At 64.6% G+C, this 19,237-nt stretch carries 18 protein-coding genes; 12 read left to right on the top strand and 6 right to left on the bottom strand.

What is annotated here, in order from left to right; genetic code table 11:
• Nucleotides 1–62 precede the first annotated feature (62 nt).
• The 5 genes from lgt (at nt 63) to ACT53K_RS10700 (ending at nt 4,794) form a co-directional block, all read left to right on the top strand.
• Nucleotides 63–941 carry a prolipoprotein diacylglyceryl transferase gene (gene lgt / locus ACT53K_RS10720; protein ID WP_476228618.1) on the top strand — a complete coding sequence of 293 codons (879 nt, stop codon included), beginning with the start codon at nt 63–65 and terminating at the stop codon, nt 939–941.
• A gap of 5 nt (nt 942–946) precedes the next feature.
• Nucleotides 947–2,047: a class I SAM-dependent methyltransferase gene (locus tag ACT53K_RS10715; protein WP_476228617.1), complete on the top strand. Its 1,101-nt coding sequence runs from the start codon at nt 947–949 to the stop codon at nt 2,045–2,047.
• Entirely contained in the window at nt 2,044–2,547 is a 504-nt protein-coding gene (locus ACT53K_RS10710) for an N-acetyltransferase family protein (RefSeq protein WP_476228616.1), read from the top strand. Before ACT53K_RS10715 ends, ACT53K_RS10710 begins: the two co-directional genes overlap by 4 nt.
• Nucleotides 2,544–3,311: a peptidoglycan editing factor PgeF gene (pgeF, locus tag ACT53K_RS10705; protein WP_476228615.1), complete on the top strand. Its 768-nt coding sequence runs from the start codon at nt 2,544–2,546 to the stop codon at nt 3,309–3,311. Before ACT53K_RS10710 ends, pgeF begins: the two co-directional genes overlap by 4 nt.
• 166 nt (nt 3,312–3,477) lie before the next feature.
• Nucleotides 3,478–4,794, top strand: coding sequence for a cystathionine gamma-synthase family protein (locus tag ACT53K_RS10700; RefSeq protein ID WP_476228614.1), 1,317 nt, complete (start codon nt 3,478–3,480; stop codon nt 4,792–4,794).
• Between the two features lie 54 nt (nt 4,795–4,848).
• Here ACT53K_RS10700 and ACT53K_RS10695 read toward each other — a convergent pair whose 3' ends face one another.
• Nucleotides 4,849–5,745: an iron-containing redox enzyme family protein gene (locus ACT53K_RS10695; RefSeq protein ID WP_476228613.1), complete on the bottom strand. Its 897-nt coding sequence runs from the start codon at nt 5,743–5,745 to the stop codon at nt 4,849–4,851.
• Nucleotides 5,746–5,944: 199 nt separating this feature from the next.
• Here ACT53K_RS10695 and ACT53K_RS10690 point away from each other — a divergent pair, with 199 nt between their 5' ends.
• Both ACT53K_RS10690 and ACT53K_RS10685 read left to right on the top strand, forming a co-directional pair.
• Entirely contained in the window at nt 5,945–7,453 is a 1,509-nt protein-coding gene (locus tag ACT53K_RS10690; protein ID WP_476228612.1) for an acetyl-CoA hydrolase/transferase family protein, read from the top strand.
• Between the two features lie 101 nt (nt 7,454–7,554).
• A complete protein-coding gene (locus ACT53K_RS10685; protein WP_476228611.1) occupies nt 7,555–8,820 on the top strand; it encodes a GGDEF domain-containing protein in 1,266 nt (421 codons plus the stop codon).
• A 9-nt stretch (nt 8,821–8,829) separates the two neighbouring features.
• Here the strand turns inward: ACT53K_RS10685 and murA are convergent, their stop codons facing one another.
• A complete protein-coding gene (gene murA / locus ACT53K_RS10680; RefSeq protein ID WP_476228610.1) occupies nt 8,830–10,113 on the bottom strand; it encodes a UDP-N-acetylglucosamine 1-carboxyvinyltransferase in 1,284 nt (427 codons plus the stop codon).
• A 107-nt stretch (nt 10,114–10,220) separates the two neighbouring features.
• On the opposite strand from murA, the gene ACT53K_RS10675 reads away from it, so the two are divergent.
• Complete coding sequence (locus tag ACT53K_RS10675; RefSeq protein WP_476228609.1) at nt 10,221–10,973, top strand: Crp/Fnr family transcriptional regulator; 753 nt, start codon at nt 10,221–10,223, stop codon at nt 10,971–10,973.
• Between the two features lie 63 nt (nt 10,974–11,036).
• On the opposite strand, the gene clpS is transcribed toward ACT53K_RS10675, so the two are convergent.
• The 3 genes from clpS to ACT53K_RS10660 form a co-directional block, all read right to left on the bottom strand.
• Nucleotides 11,037–11,369, bottom strand: a complete 333-nt coding sequence (clpS, locus tag ACT53K_RS10670; protein ID WP_476228745.1) for an ATP-dependent Clp protease adapter ClpS — start codon at nt 11,367–11,369, stop codon at nt 11,037–11,039.
• 165 nt (nt 11,370–11,534) lie between these two features.
• Nucleotides 11,535–12,305 carry a phasin family protein gene (locus ACT53K_RS10665; protein WP_476228608.1) on the bottom strand — a complete coding sequence of 257 codons (771 nt, stop codon included), beginning with the start codon at nt 12,303–12,305 and terminating at the stop codon, nt 11,535–11,537.
• Nucleotides 12,306–12,423: 118 nt separating this feature from the next.
• Nucleotides 12,424–14,160 (bottom strand): PHA/PHB synthase family protein, encoded by a 1,737-nt coding sequence (locus ACT53K_RS10660; RefSeq protein WP_476228607.1) that lies wholly within the window; start codon nt 14,158–14,160, stop codon nt 12,424–12,426.
• A 129-nt stretch (nt 14,161–14,289) separates the two neighbouring features.
• Here ACT53K_RS10660 and ACT53K_RS10655 point away from each other — a divergent pair, with 129 nt between their 5' ends.
• Nucleotides 14,290–15,498 (top strand): LL-diaminopimelate aminotransferase, encoded by a 1,209-nt coding sequence (locus ACT53K_RS10655; protein WP_476228606.1) that lies wholly within the window; start codon nt 14,290–14,292, stop codon nt 15,496–15,498.
• A 134-nt stretch (nt 15,499–15,632) separates the two neighbouring features.
• Complete coding sequence (locus ACT53K_RS10650; RefSeq protein ID WP_476228605.1) at nt 15,633–16,055, top strand: acyl-CoA thioesterase; 423 nt, start codon at nt 15,633–15,635, stop codon at nt 16,053–16,055.
• 8 nt (nt 16,056–16,063) lie between these two features.
• Here the strand turns inward: ACT53K_RS10650 and ACT53K_RS10645 are convergent, their stop codons facing one another.
• A complete protein-coding gene (locus ACT53K_RS10645; RefSeq protein ID WP_476228604.1) occupies nt 16,064–16,546 on the bottom strand; it encodes a winged helix-turn-helix transcriptional regulator in 483 nt (160 codons plus the stop codon).
• A 156-nt stretch (nt 16,547–16,702) separates the two neighbouring features.
• Here ACT53K_RS10645 and ACT53K_RS10640 point away from each other — a divergent pair, with 156 nt between their 5' ends.
• Nucleotides 16,703–17,008, top strand: a complete 306-nt coding sequence (locus ACT53K_RS10640) for a CC_3452 family protein (RefSeq protein ID WP_476228603.1) — start codon at nt 16,703–16,705, stop codon at nt 17,006–17,008.
• Nucleotides 17,009–17,077: 69 nt separating this feature from the next.
• Nucleotides 17,078–19,165: a RelA/SpoT family protein gene (locus tag ACT53K_RS10635; RefSeq protein ID WP_476228602.1), complete on the top strand. Its 2,088-nt coding sequence runs from the start codon at nt 17,078–17,080 to the stop codon at nt 19,163–19,165.
• Nucleotides 19,166–19,237: the final 72 nt, after the last annotated feature.

Below are 19,237 nucleotides of genomic sequence, written 5' to 3'. Positions count from 1 at the left end.
TTGGGTTCCGCTGCGTTTGTCTCTATCGCAGTCCCGGCAACCTTCCCGGGGATCGACCAACCGTGCTGACCACCCTGCTTGCCGATGCCGGCAGCCACCTGCATTTCCACGACCTGCACCTCAATCCGGTGGCGATCAATCTCGGCTTCTTCCAGATCAAATGGTATTCGCTGGCCTATATCAGCGGCATCCTGCTCGGCTGGTGGTATCTGCTGCGCCTGCTCGCCCAGCCGGGCGCGCCGATGGCGCGGCGCCATGCCGACGATCTGGTCTTTTATGCGACGCTGGGCATCATCGTCGGCGGGCGGCTGGGCTATGTGCTGTTCTATGCGCCGGAAATGCTCGGCAATCCACTCCAGATGCTGATGCTGTGGGAAGGCGGCATGTCGTTCCATGGCGGCGTGATCGGCACGATGATCGGCATCATCGTGCTCGCGCGCATCCACAAGCTCGATTGGCTGCGCATCCACGACTATGTCGCCTGCTGTGCGCCCTTCGGCCTGTTCTTCGGCCGCATCGCCAATTTCGTGAACGGTGAGCTGTGGGGCCGCCCGGCGGACGTGCCCTGGGCGATCGTCTTCAGCGGCACCGTCGGCGCCGGCCAGGTCGAACCGGCGCGCCACCCCAGCCAGCTCTATGAAGCCGGGCTGGAGGGCATCGCGCTGTTCGCAGTGCTGTGGTTCTTCTTCTGGCGCACCGATTCGCGCTATCAGCCCGGCAAGCTCGTGGGCATCTTCCTGCTCGGCTATGGCCTTTGCCGCTTCTTCGTCGAATTCTTCCGTGAACCCGACCGCCAGCTCGTCTGGCTGGTGCAGGCAACCGGGCTGCACATGGGCCAGTGGCTGTGCCTGCCGATGATCGCCGGCGGCATCTTCCTGGTCGCCACCGCCAAGGGCCGCCGCAAGCGCGTCGAGCCGATCACCGGCGAGAGCGTCGCCTGACCCCAATGCCGGGCGACAATCCCCTGGACGCGCCGGCGGAGGAGCGGCGCGACAATGCAGCCGAGCCGCTGCTCGCCGAACGGCTGGCGCGCGCGATCACGCTGGCGGGGCCGATTCCGCTGTCGCAGTTCATGGGCGCGGCCAACGCCCATTATTATGCCACCCGCGACCCGCTGGGCGCGCGCGGCGACTTCACCACCGCGCCTGAAATCAGCCAGATGTTCGGCGAGCTGATCGGACTGTGGCTGGCCGATCTGTGGGACCGCGCCGGGCGCCCCGCCGATGCCCGCTATGTCGAATTCGGCCCCGGCCGGGGCACGCTCGCCGCCGATGCGCTGCGGGCAATGGCCAAGGCCGGGCTGGCCCCGCCGGTCGATCTCGTCGAAACGAGCCCGACCCTCCGCGCCGCGCAGAAGGACCGCGTGCCGCAAGCCGAATGGTATCTCGATCTGGTCGGGCTGCCCGACGACGCGCCGCTGCTGGTCGTCGCCAATGAATTTTTCGATGCCCTGCCGATCCGGCAACTGGTGGCGACCGGCCAGGGCTGGCGCGAACGACTGGTCGCCTGCCAGGACACGCTGTTCCTGCCGGTCGCCGGCGATCGCGGCTTCGATCCGATCATCCCGCCCGCACTGCGCGATGCGGCACCGGGGTCGATCCTCGAAACATCGCCCGCCGGCGTCGCGTTGCTGCGCGCGCTGGGCCAGCGGCTGATGGTGCAGGGCGGCGCGGCGTTGATCATCGACTATGGCTATGAAGGCCCTGCGATCGGCGACACGCTGCAGGCAGTGCGCGGCCATGCCTTTGCCAACCCGTTTGCCGATCCGGGCGAGGCCGACCTGACCGCCCATGTCGATTTCGGCACGCTGAAGGAAGCCGCCGAAGCCGAGGGGCTTACCGTACACGGCCCGGTAACGCAGGGCGATTTCCTGAAGGCGCTGGGTATCGATGACCGCGCCCGCGCACTCGCCAGGACCGCACCGGAGCGCGGCGACGCGATTGCCGCCGACCGCAACCGGCTGGTGGCCGAGGACCAGATGGGCTCGCTGTTCAAGGTGCTGGCGATCACAGCACCGGGATGGCCGGTGCCGGCGGGCTTCGCATGATCTTCCGCGACGCCGGGCCGGCGGACGCCGCTGCGATCGACGCATTGTTCCGCACGAGCTTCGCGGCGACCTTCGCGCATCTCTATGCGCCGGAGGATCTGGCGACCTTCTTTGCACGCTTTACGGTCGCCGGCTGGAAAACAGAACTCGCCGATCCGGGCTTTGCCTTCCGCGTCGCCGAGGATGGTGAGGGACTGGCCGGCTATTGCAAGCTCGGCCCGATCAGCCTGCCCGCGAGCCCCGAAGGCCCCGCGCTCGAACTGCGCCAGCTCTATCTCGACGATCGCGCAAAGGGCACCGGCGCAGCGCAGGCGCTGATGGACTGGGCACTCGCCACCGCCCGCGCACGCGGCGCGCACGAGCTGTGGCTGTCGGTCTATATCGACAATCACCGGGCGAAGCGCTTTTACGAACGCTATGGCTTTGAGGATCGCGGGCCTTATGCGTTCATGGTGGGCAATCATGCCGATGAGGACCGTCTGATGCGGCTGGCACTATGAGCGATGTCGAAGTGATCCGTGCCGCCGCGCTGGACGGCGTAGCGCACGGCTTTCTGGGCCGTAGCGGCGGCGTGTCGCAGGGCGTGGTTGCCGGGCTGAACGTCGGCACCGGATCGCAGGACGATCCCGCCGCAATCGCCGAGAATCGCCGCCGGGCGGTGGCAGCCGTGCTGCCCGGCGCGCGGCTGGTGACAGTCTATCAGGTGCATTCGGCCGATGCCGTGACGGTGCTTGCACCCTTTGAAGAGGATCTGCGCCCCCGCGCCGATGCGCTCGTCACCAACCAGCCGGGCCTGCTGCTCGGCATTCTGACCGCCGATTGCGCGCCGGTGCTGCTGGCCGATCGCGAGGCCGGCGTGATTGCGGCGGCCCATGCCGGCTGGAAGGGCGCGATCGGCGGCGTCACCGATACGACGATCGCGGCGATGGAAACGCTCGGCGCCAGGCGCGAACGCATTGCCGCGGCAGTCGGCCCATGCATCGCACGCGCCAGCTATGAAGTGGATGCAGGCTTTTTCCGCCGCTTTGCCGAAAGCGATCCGGCGAACGAGCGCTTCTTCGCCGATGGCCGGCCGGAGCATTTCCAGTTCGACCTGGAGGCCTATGTCGTCCACCGGCTCGCCGCCGCCGGGCTGCGCACGATCGAGGCACGGGGGCTCGACACCTATGCGCACGAAGGGCGCTTCTTCAGCTTCCGCCGCGCCACCCATCGCAGCGAGCCCGATTATGGCCGCCAGATCAGCCTGATCGGCCTGCCCGGCTGAAACCTCCACGCCGGCTGCTGACCGCAGCCTGCAACATCCGCATGCCATGCGACGTTTGCACCGGAAGATGGCTTCCGGCGCTGCCCGGGCTTTGCAACGGCGCGCAAGGCGCTAAGCTGGTTGCAAATGATACCAGTTGCAGCGTGCTGCGCCAAAGGAGAGACAAATGACCGACGAAACCGAAGCCGAGCTGACCGGCGCCACTCCGCGTCGCCGCCCGAAGCCCGACATCGACAGCGTCGGTGGCCGCAAGCTCAAGCCCGCCACGCTGATGATGGGCCATGGCTATGATCCGATGCTGTCCGAAGGATCGCTGAAGCCGCCGATCTTTCTCACCTCCACCTTCGTCTTCCCCAATGCCGCAGCCGGCAAGCGCCATTTCGAAGGGGTGACCGGCAAGCGCCCGGGCGGGGCGGAGGGGCTGGTCTATTCGCGCTTCAACGGCCCCAATCAGGAGATTCTCGAGGACCGGCTGGCGGTGTGGGAAGAGGCGGAGGACGCACTCGCCTTTTCCTCGGGCATGTCGGCGATCGCCACCCTGTTCCTGTCGATGGTGAAGCCTGGCGACACCATCGTCCATTCGGGACCGCTTTATGCCGCAACGGAGACGCTGATCGCGCGCATCCTCGGCCGCTTCGGCATCCACTGGCTCGACTTTCCGGCGGGTGCCACCCGTGAGGAAATCGACGCGGTGCTGGGCAAGGCCGCGACCGGCAACGTCGCGCTGATCTATCTGGAAAGCCCGGCGAACCCCACCAACGCATTGGTGGACGTGGAGGCAGTCGCCGCGAGCCGCGACGCGATCTTCAAAGGCGACAACAAGCCGCCCATCGCGATCGACAACACCTTCCTCGGCCCGCTCTGGTCCAAGCCGCTGCAGCACGGCGCCGATATCGTCGTCTATTCGCTGACCAAATATGCCGGCGGCCATTCGGATCTGGTGGCCGGCGGCGTGCTGGGATCGAAGGAACACATCAACACCATCCGGCTGATGCGCAACACGATCGGCACGATCTGCGACCCGAACACCGCCTGGATGCTGCTCCGCTCGCTGGAGACGCTGGAGCTGCGGATGAGCCGCGCGGGCGAGAATGCCGCCAAGGTGTGCGAATTTCTGGCCAGCCACCCCAAGGTAGAAAAGGTCGGCTATCTCGGCTTCCTCGAACGCGGGGAGGACAAGCGCCAGGCCGACATTTATCGCCGCCACTGCACGGGCGCAGGATCGACCTTCTCGCTCTATCTGAAGGGCGGCGAGAAGGAGGCATTCGCGTTCCTCGATTCGCTCAAGATCGCCAAGCTGGCGGTCAGCCTGGGCGGCACCGAAACGCTGGCCAGCCACCCGGCGGGGATGACGCACCTGTCTGTGCCGGAAGCGCGCAAACAGGCGCTGGCGATCACCGACAATCTGGTGCGCATCTCGATCGGCGTGGAGGATGCCGACGACCTGATCGCGGATTTCGAGGAAGCACTGAAGGCGGTGTAAGTCTTTGCGCCCCTCCCGCAAGCGGGAGGGGAATCCAGATGGATTAGCGTGGCTTCACCCCCATAGCCGCGCCCGATACGCCGCAAAGCAGCGCGCGCCGCAGCGCAGCCGGATCAGCGCGCCTTCGGCCATCGCCGTCGCGCGGCGGGAGTCTTCCGCCACAGCCGGGCGGATCGCCTCGCGGTTCCAGTCTTCACTATGCTTCACGTCCAGTACCGCGTGCAGCGTGAAGTAGCGTGCTTCCTTTGCGTTTAGGCCGACCCGCTTCAGCCCTTCTGCAACCAGCGCGGACCGGCCGGGGGCAGTAAGTTCGATCACTCCCAGCGCACCCACGGCGTGCCAGGCGTAGCGGCGATTGGCCGCCATCGCCGTCATCGCATTGGCCAGGCACAGGCTTTCCCAGACCGTATTCTCGATCACCGGCTCGACTGCCAGCGTCTCGACGAGTGCGTCGAGCATCGGGCCGTGCATGCCCTTTTCGGTGCCGTGGCCCATTTCGTCCCAGTAGTTGCGTGCGAGTTCCAGCTTCGGCCGTACCGGCAACTTCACTTGAGTCATTGCCACCAGATCGTCGAAGCCTGCCTCTCCAGCAGCTTCCTGCTCGAAGAACCAGCGGAGCTGGTCACGGTTCGCCACTGCTGCCAGCCACGGGAATAGCGGATCGCCCTGCCCGGGGCCGTTTGCCTTGAGCGCTTCGAACCAGGTGATGAAGCCTTCCGCATCAGTCGGAGCAGCGGCGGCCTCGTCGGCGACCTCGGCGCGCAGCTCTTCGAGAAAAGAACCCTCCAGCCGCTGCATCCGTGTGTCGCGGTCGAGCGCACGCGGCCAGTCGGCGTCCGGGAAGCCGGGCGCCAGCCGTTCCCGGTTCCAATAGGCAAGACCGCGCTGGAAACTGTCGGTCAAAAACTGCGAACGAAAGGGTGGCGCGATATCGCGCGGGCGGGTTGCCATGTCGATACTTCCTTGATGGTTGGACGCTCAACCCGCAGGCGGACTGCACGGTTCCGGATGCTCTTTCCGGATCAATCACTTGGCGGCGATCGCTCGGGTCGTTCCTGGCCGGAAATCCATATCAGGTAGGTAGTTGCAACAATTGCGCGCGCACGCGCAGAACGACATCGCCGGGAGCGTCGCAGCCCAGAGAGGTTTCATGTCCCGCATCGCGCATCCCGGCCTCGCCACCAAAGTCACCAGCGCCGAACATGCCGCGTCCTTCATCGCCGATGGCATGGCGGTTGGGATGAGCGGCTTTACCGGCTCGGGCTATCCGAAGGCGGTGCCGACCACCCTTGCCGCGCAGATCGAGGCGGCGCACGCCGCCGGCCGGCAGATGCGGCTGAAAGTCTGGACCGGCGCGTCCACCGGCCCCGAACTCGACGGGGCGCTCGCCCGGGTCGACGGTATCGCATCGCGCCTGCCCTATAATTCCGACCCGATCGCGCGCGAAAAGATCAATGCGGGGCAAATGGACTATGTTGATCTGCACCTGAGCCAGGTCGCGCCGCTGGCATGGGAGGGATTTCTCGGGCCGCTCGATATTGCCGTGGTCGAAGTCACCGGCATCCGCGCGGACGGGACGCTTATCCCTTCTTCCTCCGTCGGCAACAACAAGACCTGGCTCGATTGCGCCAAGCGCGTGATCCTTGAGGTCAATCGCTGGCAGAATCCCGCGCTGGAGGGGATGCACGATATTTACTACGGCACCGCGCTGCCGCCCAATCGCGTGCCGATCCCGCTGACCCGGCCCGACCAGCGGATCGGTCAATCGACGCTGCGTTGCGATCCCGACAAGGTGATTGCGGTCGTCGAAACCGATGCGCCGGACCGCAACCTGCCCTTCGCCGCGCCTGATGCTCATGCGCTAGCGATCGCCGGCCACCTGATCGAGTTTCTGCGCCATGAAGTCGGCAAGGGGCGGTTGCCGCCGTCGCTGCTGCCGCTGCAATCGGGAGTCGGCAACATCGCCAATGCGGTGCTGGCCGGGCTGCTCGACGCGCCATTTGACAATATGACCGCCTATACCGAGGTGCTGCAGGACGGGATGCTCGACCTGCTGGCTGCGGGCAAGCTGCGCATGGCGTCGTGCACTGCCTTTTCGCTGAGCCCCGTCGCCGCCGAGCGGCTGAACGCCGAACTCGACCAGTTCCGCGATCGAATCCTGCTGCGCTCGCAGGAGATCAGCAACCATCCCGAAGTGGTGCGGCGGCTGGGCTGCCTGGCGATGAACGGGATGATCGAGTCAGATATCTACGGCAACGTCAATTCCACCCATATCATGGGCTCGCGCATCCAGAACGGCATCGGCGGATCGGGTGACTTCGCGCGCAATGCCTATATCTCGATCTTCATGTCGCCTTCGACCGCCAAGGGCGGCGCGATTTCGGCGATCGTGCCGCATGTCAGCCATGTCGATCATATCGCGCAGGACGTGCAGGTGATCGTTACCGAGCAAGGCCTTGCCGACCTGCGCGGTCTCGCCCCGCGCAAGCGCGCCGAGCAGGTGATCGCGCGCTGCGCCCACCCCGATTTCCAGCCAATGCTCCGCGAATATTACGAGCGCGCCCTTGCCGGCAGCTACGGCAAGCAGACGCCGATGCTGTGCGGCGAAGCGCTGGCCTGGCACCAGCGCTTCATCGAGACGGGTTCGATGCGCGGTTAAAGGAAAACCGGCCCCGAAACAAAGCTGCCATCCCACCCCGCCGCTATAATTGAAGTGGACTGCGGCACCGGGCGCGCGGCAATGGTGGACAGACTGGCGTGATGCGCAAATTTCCGGCGGGATCGGCCGACCCGCTCGAACGGACTCTTATGAAGCGCATGGCAGGTTCCGCCGGCGCGATCGTCATGATGGTGGCCATGCACCTGCTGAACCCGCTGATGCCGGGGCGAGAGGCGCGGCACCTTGTGTTCGGCATGGAACTCGCCAGTGCGATATTCGCGCTGGTTCTGCTTTTGATCGGGGCCCCGCGTACGCTCGAAGCGCTTCGCGAACGGCGCATGGAAGCGGAACGCGCCCATGCCGAACGCAGACAAATCAACCATCTGTTCCGCATGACCGAAATGCTGCAGAGCGCGAGCGGCTATCCCGATGCCAATGCCGTGCTGGGCGCAACGATCGCCTCGCTGCTCGAAGGATTCGGTGCGGCGCTCTATGTCTTCAACAATTCCCGCGACCGCCTCGAACTTTCCGACAGCTGGCACTGGCCGGCGGGCGACACGCCACGCTCGGCAATGACCCCCGCGCAATGTTGGGCGCTGAAGCGCGGCAAATGGCACCTCAATGCCGACAGCCGCGGCGCGCTACGCTGCGACCATCACCCGTCCGGCATTTCCGTATTGGAATTGCCGCTGACCGCGCATGGCGAAATACAGGGCCTGCTGCAGGTTGCCGCCGAACATAAGGATGCATCGGCAGCACTCGAGCGTATCCAGCCGCTGGCCGCTGCCATTGCCGATGCCATGTCGCTGGCGGTTTCGAACATCACCCTGCGCGAAAAGCTGCGCACCCAGGCACTGCGCGATCCGCTGACGGGACTCTACAATCGGCGCTACATGGAAGATGCGCTGAGCCGGTACGCGAGCCTGGCGGAGCGGAGCGGCAAGCACCTGTCGACGATCATGATCGACCTCGACCACTTCAAGAAGCTGAACGATGAGTTCGGCCATGCAGTGGGCGACGCCGTGCTTCGCGAGACGGCGGCAACGATCCTGGGCGTCTTGCGCCCCTCTGACGTCGCCTGTCGCTATGGCGGCGAGGAATTGCTGATCATCCTGCCCGAATGCGGCATGACCGAAGCGCTGGCCAAGGCAGAAATGATGCGCGAACGCATCGAGACCCTGTCCGCCAACCATGATGCGAAGATTTCGGCGTCGTTCGGTGTTGCGGCGCTGCCGGAATGCACCCGTTCGGTCACCGACCTCCTCGGCGTGGCGGACGCCGCGCTCTATCAGGCCAAGGAAGCCGGCCGCAATCGCGTCGTCGCCGCGCCCTGCCGGGACAGCCCGTCGGCCATCGCGGCAGAATAGGCAAACCGCTCAGCCGTCGCCAACGCGCTCGATGTCGGCGCCAACGGCCTGCAGCTTCTCTTCCAGCCGCTCATAGCCGCGATCGAGGTGATAGACGCGGTTGACCTGCGTCTCCCCCTCGGCGGCCAGGCCGGCAAGTATCAGGCTCATCGAAGCGCGAAGGTCGGTCGCCATCACCGGCGCGCCGGTGAGCTTGTCGACGCCGCGCACGACGGCGGTGCGGCCTCGCACTTCGATATTCGCGCCCATCCGCGCCAGTTCGGGCACATGCATATAGCGATTCTCGAAGATCGTCTCGGTCAGCGTGCTGGCGCCATCAGCCTTGCACAGCATCGCCATGAACTGCGCCTGCATGTCCGTCGCGAAGCCGGGGAACGGCGCCGTCGATAGCGTGAGCGGGCGGATGCCGTTGTCGGCAGCGATGCGCACGCCGCTCCCGGTCTCCTCTACGGTGATGCCTGCTTCGACGAGTGCGTCGAGAGTCGCGCGCATATCGTCCGGCGCCGCGCCCACCAGTTCGACATCGCCGCCGGTGATCGCGGCGGCGCAGGCATAGCTGCCCGCTTCGATGCGGTCGGGCATCACGGCGTAGGTGGCGCCGTGCAGCCGGTCGCGGCCTTCGATTTCCAGCGTCTCGGTACCGATACCGCGGATCACGGCCCCCATCGCGACCAGCAGCTTGCAGAGGTCGACGATCTCCGGCTCCCGCGCGGCGTTTTCCAGGATGCTGGTGCCGCGCGCCGTTACCGCCGCCATCAGCGCGTTTTCGGTAGCCCCGACCGACACGACCGGGAAGCGATAGCGCCCGCCCGCGATGCGGCCCCCCGGCGCGGTCGCCTTCACATAACCGGCGCTCAGCTCGATCTCGGCGCCCAGCGCTTCCAGCGCCTTCAGGTGCAGATCGATCGGCCGGTTCCCGATAGCGCATCCGCCAGGCAACGACACCGTCGCCTCGCCCTCGCGCGCCAGCAGCGGCCCGAGCACCAGGATCGACGCGCGCATCTTGCGAACGATATCATAGGGCGCAACCGTCGAAGTAAGGCGGCCGGCGCGGACGGTCAGCACCCGCCCGAAATCATTGGGCCGCGTGCCTTCCACGGCGGTGGAGGCGCCGAGCTCGTTCAGTAGATGTCCGAAGCTGTCGACATCTGCGAGGCGTGGCAAATTTCTGAGTGTGAGGGGTTCATCGGTCAGCAACGCGCAGGGCATTAGAGTCAGCGCTGAGTTCTTTGCGCCCGAAATGGCGATTTTGCCGGCAAGGCGCTTGCCGCCGCGGATGAGAATACGGTCCATGACCGAGCTTCTAGTCCCTCTCTCCGCGCGCGCAAGCGCCGGTCGTGCGCGGAACGATTGATCGACTTTAATGCAGCCTTTTCACGGCGCTGCTTTGCAGGCGGGAGATGGGGGTAGGCGAAAGCGTGTCAGGTAGTTGTTTCGCAGATAAATTGGGCGAACTCGTCGAGTTAACGCCCGCCGAGCGCGACGCTCTCGAACATCTGGAGATTCGTCAACGCCATGTCCGGCGCGGCGCAATTCTTCAGCGCGAGAACGAAGCGTGCGGCGAATTGTTCATTCTGCGCAAGGGCCTGGTGATGAGCTATGTGCTGCTCGACGACGGCAGCCGGCAGATCCTGCGCTTCCTGTTTCCCGGCGACATGCTGGGCATTTCGTCCGCCATCTATCGCGAGGCGCCGGAGACCTTGTGCGCACTGGCCGACTCCGTCGTCTGCCCGTTCGACCGCGCCGCCCTGTCGGAAATCATGTCGGCGCATCCCCGGCTGGCAAGCATGATCCTCGTCTATAGCCAGATCGAGCGCGTATCCCTGACAGACCGTCTGGCAGCCCTCGGCCGGACCAGTGCCAAAACGCGCGTGGCAGCCCTGCTGCTCGATCTGCGCAACCGGCTGCGCGCCACGGACGAGCAGGTCACCAATGTCTTTGCGCTGGGACTGACGCAGGAGGAAATCGGCGACGCGACGGGCCTTACCGCCGTCCATGTCAACCGCATGCTCCGGCAGCTCGAGGATGACGGGCTGATCGCGCGCGAAGGCGGGAAGGTGACGCTGCGCGACGAACGCGGGCTGGCACGCGAGGCCAATTATGTGAACCGCTATGAAGGGCTGAACCTCAGCTGGCTACCCAAGCCCAAATAGCGCGCAAGACTTCGAGCGCGTTCGGCAGTTGCCGGGTCAGACTGCGGATTTCCAGATGGTTTATCAGGCCTTTTCCAGCGTGCACTGCAGCGGATGCTGGTTCTGGCGCGCGAAGTCGATCACCTGCGCGACCTTGGTCTCCGCGACTTCGTAGCTGAACACCCCGCACACGCCGACGCCGCGCTGGTGGACATGCAGCATCACACGCGTCGCTTCCTCGATGTTCATCCGGAAGAAGCGCTGGAGCACCAGCACCACAAATTCCATCGGAGTATAATCGTCATTGAGCATCAGCACGCGATAGGGCGTCGGCTTCTTGGTGCGCGTTCGCGTGCGGGTCGCGAGACCGACCGACGGGTCGTTGCCCCGGTCGTCGGAATCGCCGTCCTCGGCCATGTGGATCGCGATGTTGTTGAGCTCAGCCATTACGCGGAAAATATGATGCGGCGCCTCCAAGGGCAAGCCGTGCGCGCCGCTACGGCGCTAATTCCCCGCACCAACGAAAAGGGCGGCCCTCCAAAGAGAGGACCGCCCTGATCAGAACCGGATGAAACCAGTCGCTCAGGCGACGGTCTTCACCTTCTCAACCGCAACGGCGAAGCGGTTCGAGATCGGCTGCGCGGCGTCGCCGGCCAGCTTGATCATCGCTTCGGTGTGCTTCGAGGTTTCGGCGACATACGAGTCGAACGCGCCGCGCAGATAGTCGCTCTGCAGCTTGAAGAAGTCGGTCGGCGACTTCACGGCGGCGAGGTTCTTCAGCGCGGCAGTGGCGCTCTCGAACGACTTGCGGCTGTATTCGGCAGCTTCCTGGCCCAGGGCTTCGAAACCCTTGGCGGCGATGCGGCCGGATTCGACAACCGCTTCGATGTTGCCCTTGGCGAACTCATTGGCTTCTTCGACCAGCTTGGTCGACTTTTCCATCGCGGCCTTGGCGCGCTCGTTGATGTCGCCAAAAAATGCCTGGGCCTGGACGGTGCTGTTCTCGATCGTGGTAGCCATGGTAGTCTTTTCCTTCGCGGTGCTGGTGGTGACCGCCGGCGCGACGGTCTCTTCGACTTTGGGGGCGATTTCCGCAGTGGCGGCCTTCACGGGCGCGGCTGCGGCTTCGACGGTCTTCTCGACGCGGTGCGCGACTTCCTGCGTTGCAGCTTCCACGGCCGGGACCGGCTCGGGAGCGGGCGTCGAAACGATCGTCTCGACGGGCTTTACCGGCGCGGTCTTCTCAACTGCGGGAGCGGCAGCTTTAGCCTTGGGCGCGGCCGGCTTGGCGACCGGCGCCGCAGGCTTGGTAGCGGCGGGCTTTGCCGGCGTCTTTGGTCCCTTGGTGGCCATGTGACTTCGGTTCCCTGACTATTGCTGCGTTGCAGCATATAGGCCGGTTCCCGCGGAAAGGCAAGCGGTTATTGTGCAGTGCACAATAACCGCATATTGGGATTTTTACCCTTATTTTTCAACGTGTTCTAACATACTCCCCAGGCGCATCACAGAGCGCCTGCAGCGCACCCTTGCCTGGAATGCGCGCGCCACTCGCCGATGTTTTAGCACCACTCAACGCAGAAAGCCATTTCAGCCAGTCAGGCCACCAACTTCCCTTGGTTTCGGTGGCATCTTCCAAGAATGCTGCAAGTGATTCGACTCGCCGCGAATTGGTCCAGTATTGGTATTTATTTGCAGCAGGCGGATTGACGACTCCGGCAATATGGCCGGACCCCGCCAGCACGAACTTGCACGGCCCCTTGAAGTGCCGCGTCAACTTCCAGACGCTCGTTACCGGCGCGATATGATCTTCGCGACCGGCCTGGATATAGGCTGGCGTAGTGATCTTCCCCAGGTCGATCGGCGTACCCCCGATCGACAGCGCGCCCGGTGCGATCAGCTTGTTGTCGCGGTACAGGTCGGTCAGATAGCTCAGGTGCCAGGTGGCCGGCAGATTGGTGACGTCCGAGTTCCAGTGTAGCAGGTCGAACGGCACATAGTCCTGCCCCAGCAGATAATTGTTGGTGACATAGTTCCAGATCAGGTCGCGCCCGCGCAGCAGGTTGAACGTCGCCGCGAGATAGCGGCCATCGAGGAAGCCATCGGCGCTGAGACTGCGGATCATCGCCAGCTGATCGTCGTCGACGAACACACGCAGGTCGCCTGCATCGGCAAAATCGACCTGTGCGGTAAAGAAAGTCGCGCTTTTCACCTTGTCCGCCTGACCGCGCGCCGCCAGCACCGCCAGCGTCGCCGCCAGCGTGGTACCCGCGACGCAGTAGCCGATCGTGTGGACGCTATCGACGTCCAGCAACTCGCGTACCGTGTCGATCGCGTCGATCTGGCCGCGCTCGACATAATCGTCCCACACGACATCTTTCATGCTGGCGTCGGCGGAGCGCCAGGAGACGACGAGCACCGTGATGCCCTGATCCACTGCCCAGCGGATGAAGCTTTTTTCCGGCGTCAGGTCGAGGATGTAGAAGCGGTTGATCCAGGGAGGGAAGATTACCAGCGGTGTTTCCAGCACCGCATCGGTGGTCGGCGCATATTGGATCAGCTCGTAGAGCGGCGTGCGCTTCACCACCTTGCCCGGCGTGGTCGCCAGATTGCGGCCCAGTTCGAACGCGCCGTCGGCGGTCTGGGTCAACTGCCCCTTCGCCATGTCCGCCAGCATATGCTGCAAGCCCTTGAGCAGGTTCTCGCCCTTGGTCTCGATGACCTTCTCGATCACCTGCGGGTTCGTAGCGGGGAAATTGGTCGGGCTGATCGCATCGATAAAGCCTTGGGTGGCGAAGCGAATCTGGTCCTTGTGCTTTGGATCGAGGTGATCAAGCGCCTCGACATTTTTCAGCAGATGGTCGGCAATGACGAAATAACTTTGCCGCAGGAAATCGAAGACGGGCTGTTCACGCCATTGCGGCGCCTTGAAGCGCTTGTCGCGCGCCTGTTCGGGCGTCTCCACAAAGGGCTCGGCGCGTTCCGGATCGAGGAAGCGTTGCCACACCGTCATGGTATCCGCCCAGAAACCCGCAGTGGCGCGAACGGCGGCAGTGGGATCGAGCAGCGCGCCGAATGGGGGAGCGGCCGGGGTGCTTTCCATCACATCCAGCCCATGTTCCAGCATCATCTGCTGTGCGCGGCCCAGCACCCAGGTCCAGTGCTGCAACTCTTCCAGGCTCGGCAGGGTCGGGGTCAGCGTATCGGCCATTCGATCCTCTCCTTTCGCTCGCCCTAGCGCATCCGGTGCAACTCGTCATTCCAGACACGCCCATTATGACGTAGAAAGCATGCACGGCACAATTTTGTGTCGCGTCAAAAACCCCTGAAAGCTGAGGAAATGTCCGAAGAATTCTACCGCATGAAGCGTTTGCCGCCCTATGTCATCGCCGAAGTCAACGCGATGCGGGCAGCGGCGCGAGCGGCGGGCGAGGACATTATCGACCTTGGCATGGGCAATCCCGATCTGCCGCCGCCCGACCATGTGATCGAAAAGCTGTGCGAAGTCGCACGCAAGCCCGATGCGCATGGCTATTCGCAGTCCAAGGGCATTCCCGGCCTGCGCCGCGCCCAGGCCAATTATTATGGCCGCCGGTTCGGCGTTGAGCTCGACCCCGAGACCGAAGTGGTGGTGACGATGGGATCGAAGGAAGGGCTGGCCAGCCTCGCCACCGCGATCACGGCGCCGGGCGACGTGGTGCTGGCGCCGAACCCCAGCTACCCCATCCACACCTTCGGCTTCATTATCGCAGGTGCCACGATCCGCGCGGTGCCGACCACGCCCGACGATGCTTATTTCGAAAGCCTTGAGCGCGCGATGAACTTCACCGTGCCGCGCCCCTCGATCCTGGTCGTCAACTATCCGTCCAATCCGACGGCGGAGACGGTGGACCTCGCCTTTTACGAACGGCTGGTTGCCTGGGCGCGCGAGAACAAGGTCTGGATCCTGTCCGACCTTGCCTATTCGGAACTCTATTTCGACGGCAAGCCGACGCCGTCGATCCTGCAGGTGAAGGGCGCGAAGGACGTCGCGATCGAGTTCACGTCGCTTTCCAAGACCTATTCGATGGCCGGGTGGCGGATGGGCTTCGCGGTCGGGAACAAGCGGTTGATCGCGGCGATGACGCGCGTGAAATCCTATCTCGACTACGGTGCCTTCACGCCGATCCAGGCGGCCGCCTGCGCGGCGCTCAACGGCCCGCAGGACATCGTCGAAAAGAACCGCCAGCTCTATCACAAGCGCCGGGACGTGATGGTGGAAAGCTTTGCCCGCGCCGGCTGGGACATCCCCAGCCCCCGCGCCTCAATGTTCGCCTGGGCGCCGCTGCCGCCGGCGCTGGCGCATCTTGGCAGCCTGGAATTTTCCAAGCAGTTGCTCACCCATGCCAAGGTCGCGGTGGCGCCGGGCGTCGGGTACGGCGAGAATGGCGAAGGCTATGTCCGCATCGCGATGGTGGAAAACGAACAGCGCCTGCGCCAGGCAGCGCGCAACGTGCGCAAGTACCTGCAATCGATGGGCGTGAACACGCCCGCGGCGAATGCGGTGTGATCGAAGCGGTCTGAACTGCTATCGTCCCGCTGCAAATGGCAAGGCGTCCGCCCCCGCCGCTGCAACGGCGGGGGTTTCCTTTCCCGTCGGGCAAACGCTTGCCAATCCTGCCTCGCCCGGGGCAAAGCCGCGCGATGCACCGTCCCGGTTTCCCTTTTTCCACCCAGTTCCGCGTCCGCTATTCCGAGATCGACGGCCAGAAGATCGTCTTCAACTCGCGCTATCTGGAATATGCCGATGTCGGGCTGACCGAATTCTGGCGCTGGGCGAACCTGTCGGAGCTAGGGCCGGACTGGACCGAAGCCGAGTTCAACGTCGTTCGTGCCGGCGTCGATTATAAACGCGCCTTCCGCTTCGACGATCTGGTCGAGGCGTTGGTCCGCGTCGAACGGGTTGGTACGTCCAGCATGACGATGCGGATCGACCTGTGCCATGGCGAAACCGGCGCGGTACACGCTGAAGTAGAGCTGGTCAGCGTCCATGTCGATCTGGCCGAGCGGCGGGCAAAGCCGATTCCGGAAGGCGTGCGCGCGCGGCTGCTGGCACTGGGGCAGTAAGGGGGCGGCTATTCGGCTGCCTCGGGGGCCGCAATATCTCCCGGCAGCGCCCAGAGCAGGTCGCCCTTCCCGAGCACGCGCCCGTCATGCGCCTGCACGGTTACCGGCGCGATCGGCCGGCGGTCGCGCGCATCCACCAGGATCGGGCTCGCCCGTACGCAGGTTTCCCAGCGCTCACCCCATTGCCGCAGCGCAACCATGGTCGGCAGCAGCGCATGGCCTTTGTCGGTAAGGCAATATTCGATCTTGCGGCGATCGTCCTGGCAAGGCTGGCGCGCAAGAATGCCATGCTCGACCAGTCGGCCCAGCCGATTGGCAAGGATGTTGCGGGCAATGCCGAGTTCGGACTGAAACTCTTCGAAATGGCGCAGCCCGTTGAAAGAGCCGCGCAAGATCAGAAAAGACCAGCGTTCCCCCATCGCCTCGAGCGCTGCAGCCAGGCTGCAGTCGCGAACCAGTTCGCGCAGGGATTCTCGGATCGCACCACCCATGGCCGTAACCCTATCGTAAAAATCAGCCGCACGAAACCGCCTCGCGCGCGCAACTTTTGCACCGCAGCACCCGTTTCTGCTTGCAACTTATATAGCTGTCAATTAGAGAGTGAGTCGCAGGTCTGTGCACCTATCCGGTTCTGCAGGGAGGATGAAATGAACCGTTTTGCTGCTATTGCGGCCACCGCCGCGCTTGTCCTTTCTCCGCTGGTCGCCACGGCGCAGACCGCAGAATATTACAGCGCTACGCCGGTAAACGCGCCGAGCAAGGCCAGCCTCGTGACCCGGTCGACGATCTGGAAGTGCACGGGCACCACCTGCGTCGCCGCCAAGGCGCCGAGCCGCGACGGGATCATGTGCGAATTGCTCGCGCGCGAGGTCGGCAAGCTTTCGGCTTTCCGCGCCAACGGCGTCGATTTCGACGCGGACGCGCTCGCAAAGTGTAACACAAAAGCACGCTGATGCGTCTTTGATGCGCCGCAATGCGCATCGCTATTGCAAAGCAGCGGCACGGGGCGCCATCTAGGCCCCGTGCTGCGTCAGTATGAACTTGTAGACCGGGTCCTCTCCTACGACCCTGAAGCCGATGAGGCGCTCCTCAACCGCGCCTATGTGTTTTCGGTCAACGCCCATGGCTCGCAGAAGCGCGCCTCCGGCGACCCGTATTTCAGTCACCCGATCGAAGTGGCCGGCATCCTGACCGACCTGCATCTCGACGACGAGACGATCGCCACCGCGATTTTGCACGACACGATCGAAGACACGGTCGCTACGCCGGAGGAAATTCAGCGGCTGTTCGGGCCGAACGTGGCGCGGATGGTCGATGGCGTCACCAAGCTCTCGAAGATCGAGGCGCAGACCGAAAGCGAACGCGCGGCGGAAAATCTCCGCAAGTTCCTGCTCGCCATGTCCGATGACATCCGCGTGCTGCTGGTCAAGCTGGCCGACCGGCTCCACAACATGCGCACGCTCCACTTCATCAAGAAGGAAGAGAAGCGCCGCCGCATCGCCCGCGAGACGATGGACATCTATGCCCCGCTCGCCGAGCGGATCGGCATGTACGAGTTCATGAAGGAGATGCAGACGCTCGCCTTTCGTGAACTCGAACCCGAAGGCTATGAATCGATCACCCGCCGCCTCGAAAGCTTCCGCGTCGAAGGCGAAGACCGGGTGCTCAAGATCGCTTCGGGGCTGAAGTTGCTGCTCGGCCGCGGCGGCATCGATGCCGAGGTGACAGGCCGCGAGAAGCACCCCTATTCGATCTGGAAGAAAATGTCGGAGCGGCATGTCAGCCTTGAGCAGCTGTCCGACATCATGGCCTTCCGCGCGATCGTCGATACCGAGGAGGAATGCTATCGCGCCCTCGGCGTGATCCACCGTCGCTGGCCGATGGTGCCCGGGCGGTTCAAGGATTATATCTCGACGCCGAAGCGCAACGGCTATCGCTCGCTGCACACCACCATCATGCATGCGGGCGACACCCGCATCGAAATCCAGATCCGCACGCGCGACATGCACGCCCAGGCCGAATTCGGCCTCGCCGCGCACTGGGCGTACAAGCAGAGCGCAGTCCGGCCCGACACGCAGGTCAGCTGGATCCGCGACCTCATCGAAATCCTGGAACATGCCGAGAGCCCCGAAGAGCTGCTCGAGCACACCCGCATGGCGATGTACCAGGATCGCATCTTCGCCTTCACACCCAAGGGCGAGCTGATCCAGCTGCCCAAGGGCGCCACGCCGATCGACTTCGCCTATGCGGTGCACACCGACCTGGGGGACCAGTCGGTCGGGGCCAAGGTGAACGGCAAGGTCGTGCCGCTGCGCACGGAAATCCAGCAGGGCGACCAGGTGCAAATCCTGCGATCCAAGGCACAGGAGCCGCAAGCCAACTGGCTCAACTTCGCCATCACCGGCAAGGCGCGCGCAGCGATCCGCCGCCATATCCGCCTGAAGGAGCGCGACGAGACGATCCGGCTGGGGCGCAAGCTCTATGACGAAATCGTCAGCCGCCTGCCCGCCCCGGCGGGCGACGGGGCGCTCGCCAATGCGCTCAAGCGGCTGAAGCTCACCGACGAAGCAGCGCTGATGGAAGCGATCGCTCATCGCAAGCTGACCGACGGCCAGGTGATGGAAGCGGTGATGCCGGGTTCCGCGAGCGGCGACGATCACGAACTGCCGCCGCAGAGCCACGCCATCGACATCAAGGGGCTCACCCCCGGCGTGGCCTTCCTCTTCTCCGAAGATTGCCGCCCGGTCCCCGGCGACCGCATCGTCGGCGTCCGCCGTCCCGACGCGCCGATCGAGGTGCACCGTATCGACTGCCCCAGCCTTGCCGATGTCGAGGAAGCCGACTGGGTCGACCTGACCTGGGGCGACCGCGCCGAAGGCGGCGTGGCCGAAATCGCGGTCACGCTGAAGAACGAACCCGGTGCGCTGGGTACGGTGGCGACGCTGATCGGCCAGCACAAGGCGAACATTCTGGGCCTGCGGCTCGACAACCGCGACACCACGTTCCACACCAATATGATCGACCTGGAAGTGCGTAACGCCGCGCATCTGATGAAGCTGCTCGCGGCCCTGCGCGCAGCAGATGCAGTGAGTTCGGCCGAGCGGGCATGACCTTGCCTCCGCCGGCCCGCCGAAACAAATCTGTGGCTGGCGCTGAACCGGTTCGCTGATCCTGCGCTGCCG

Source organism: Sphingomonas sp. DMC8, from assembly GCF_056314185.1.
This window is presented reverse-complemented; position numbering and strand designations above follow the sequence as displayed.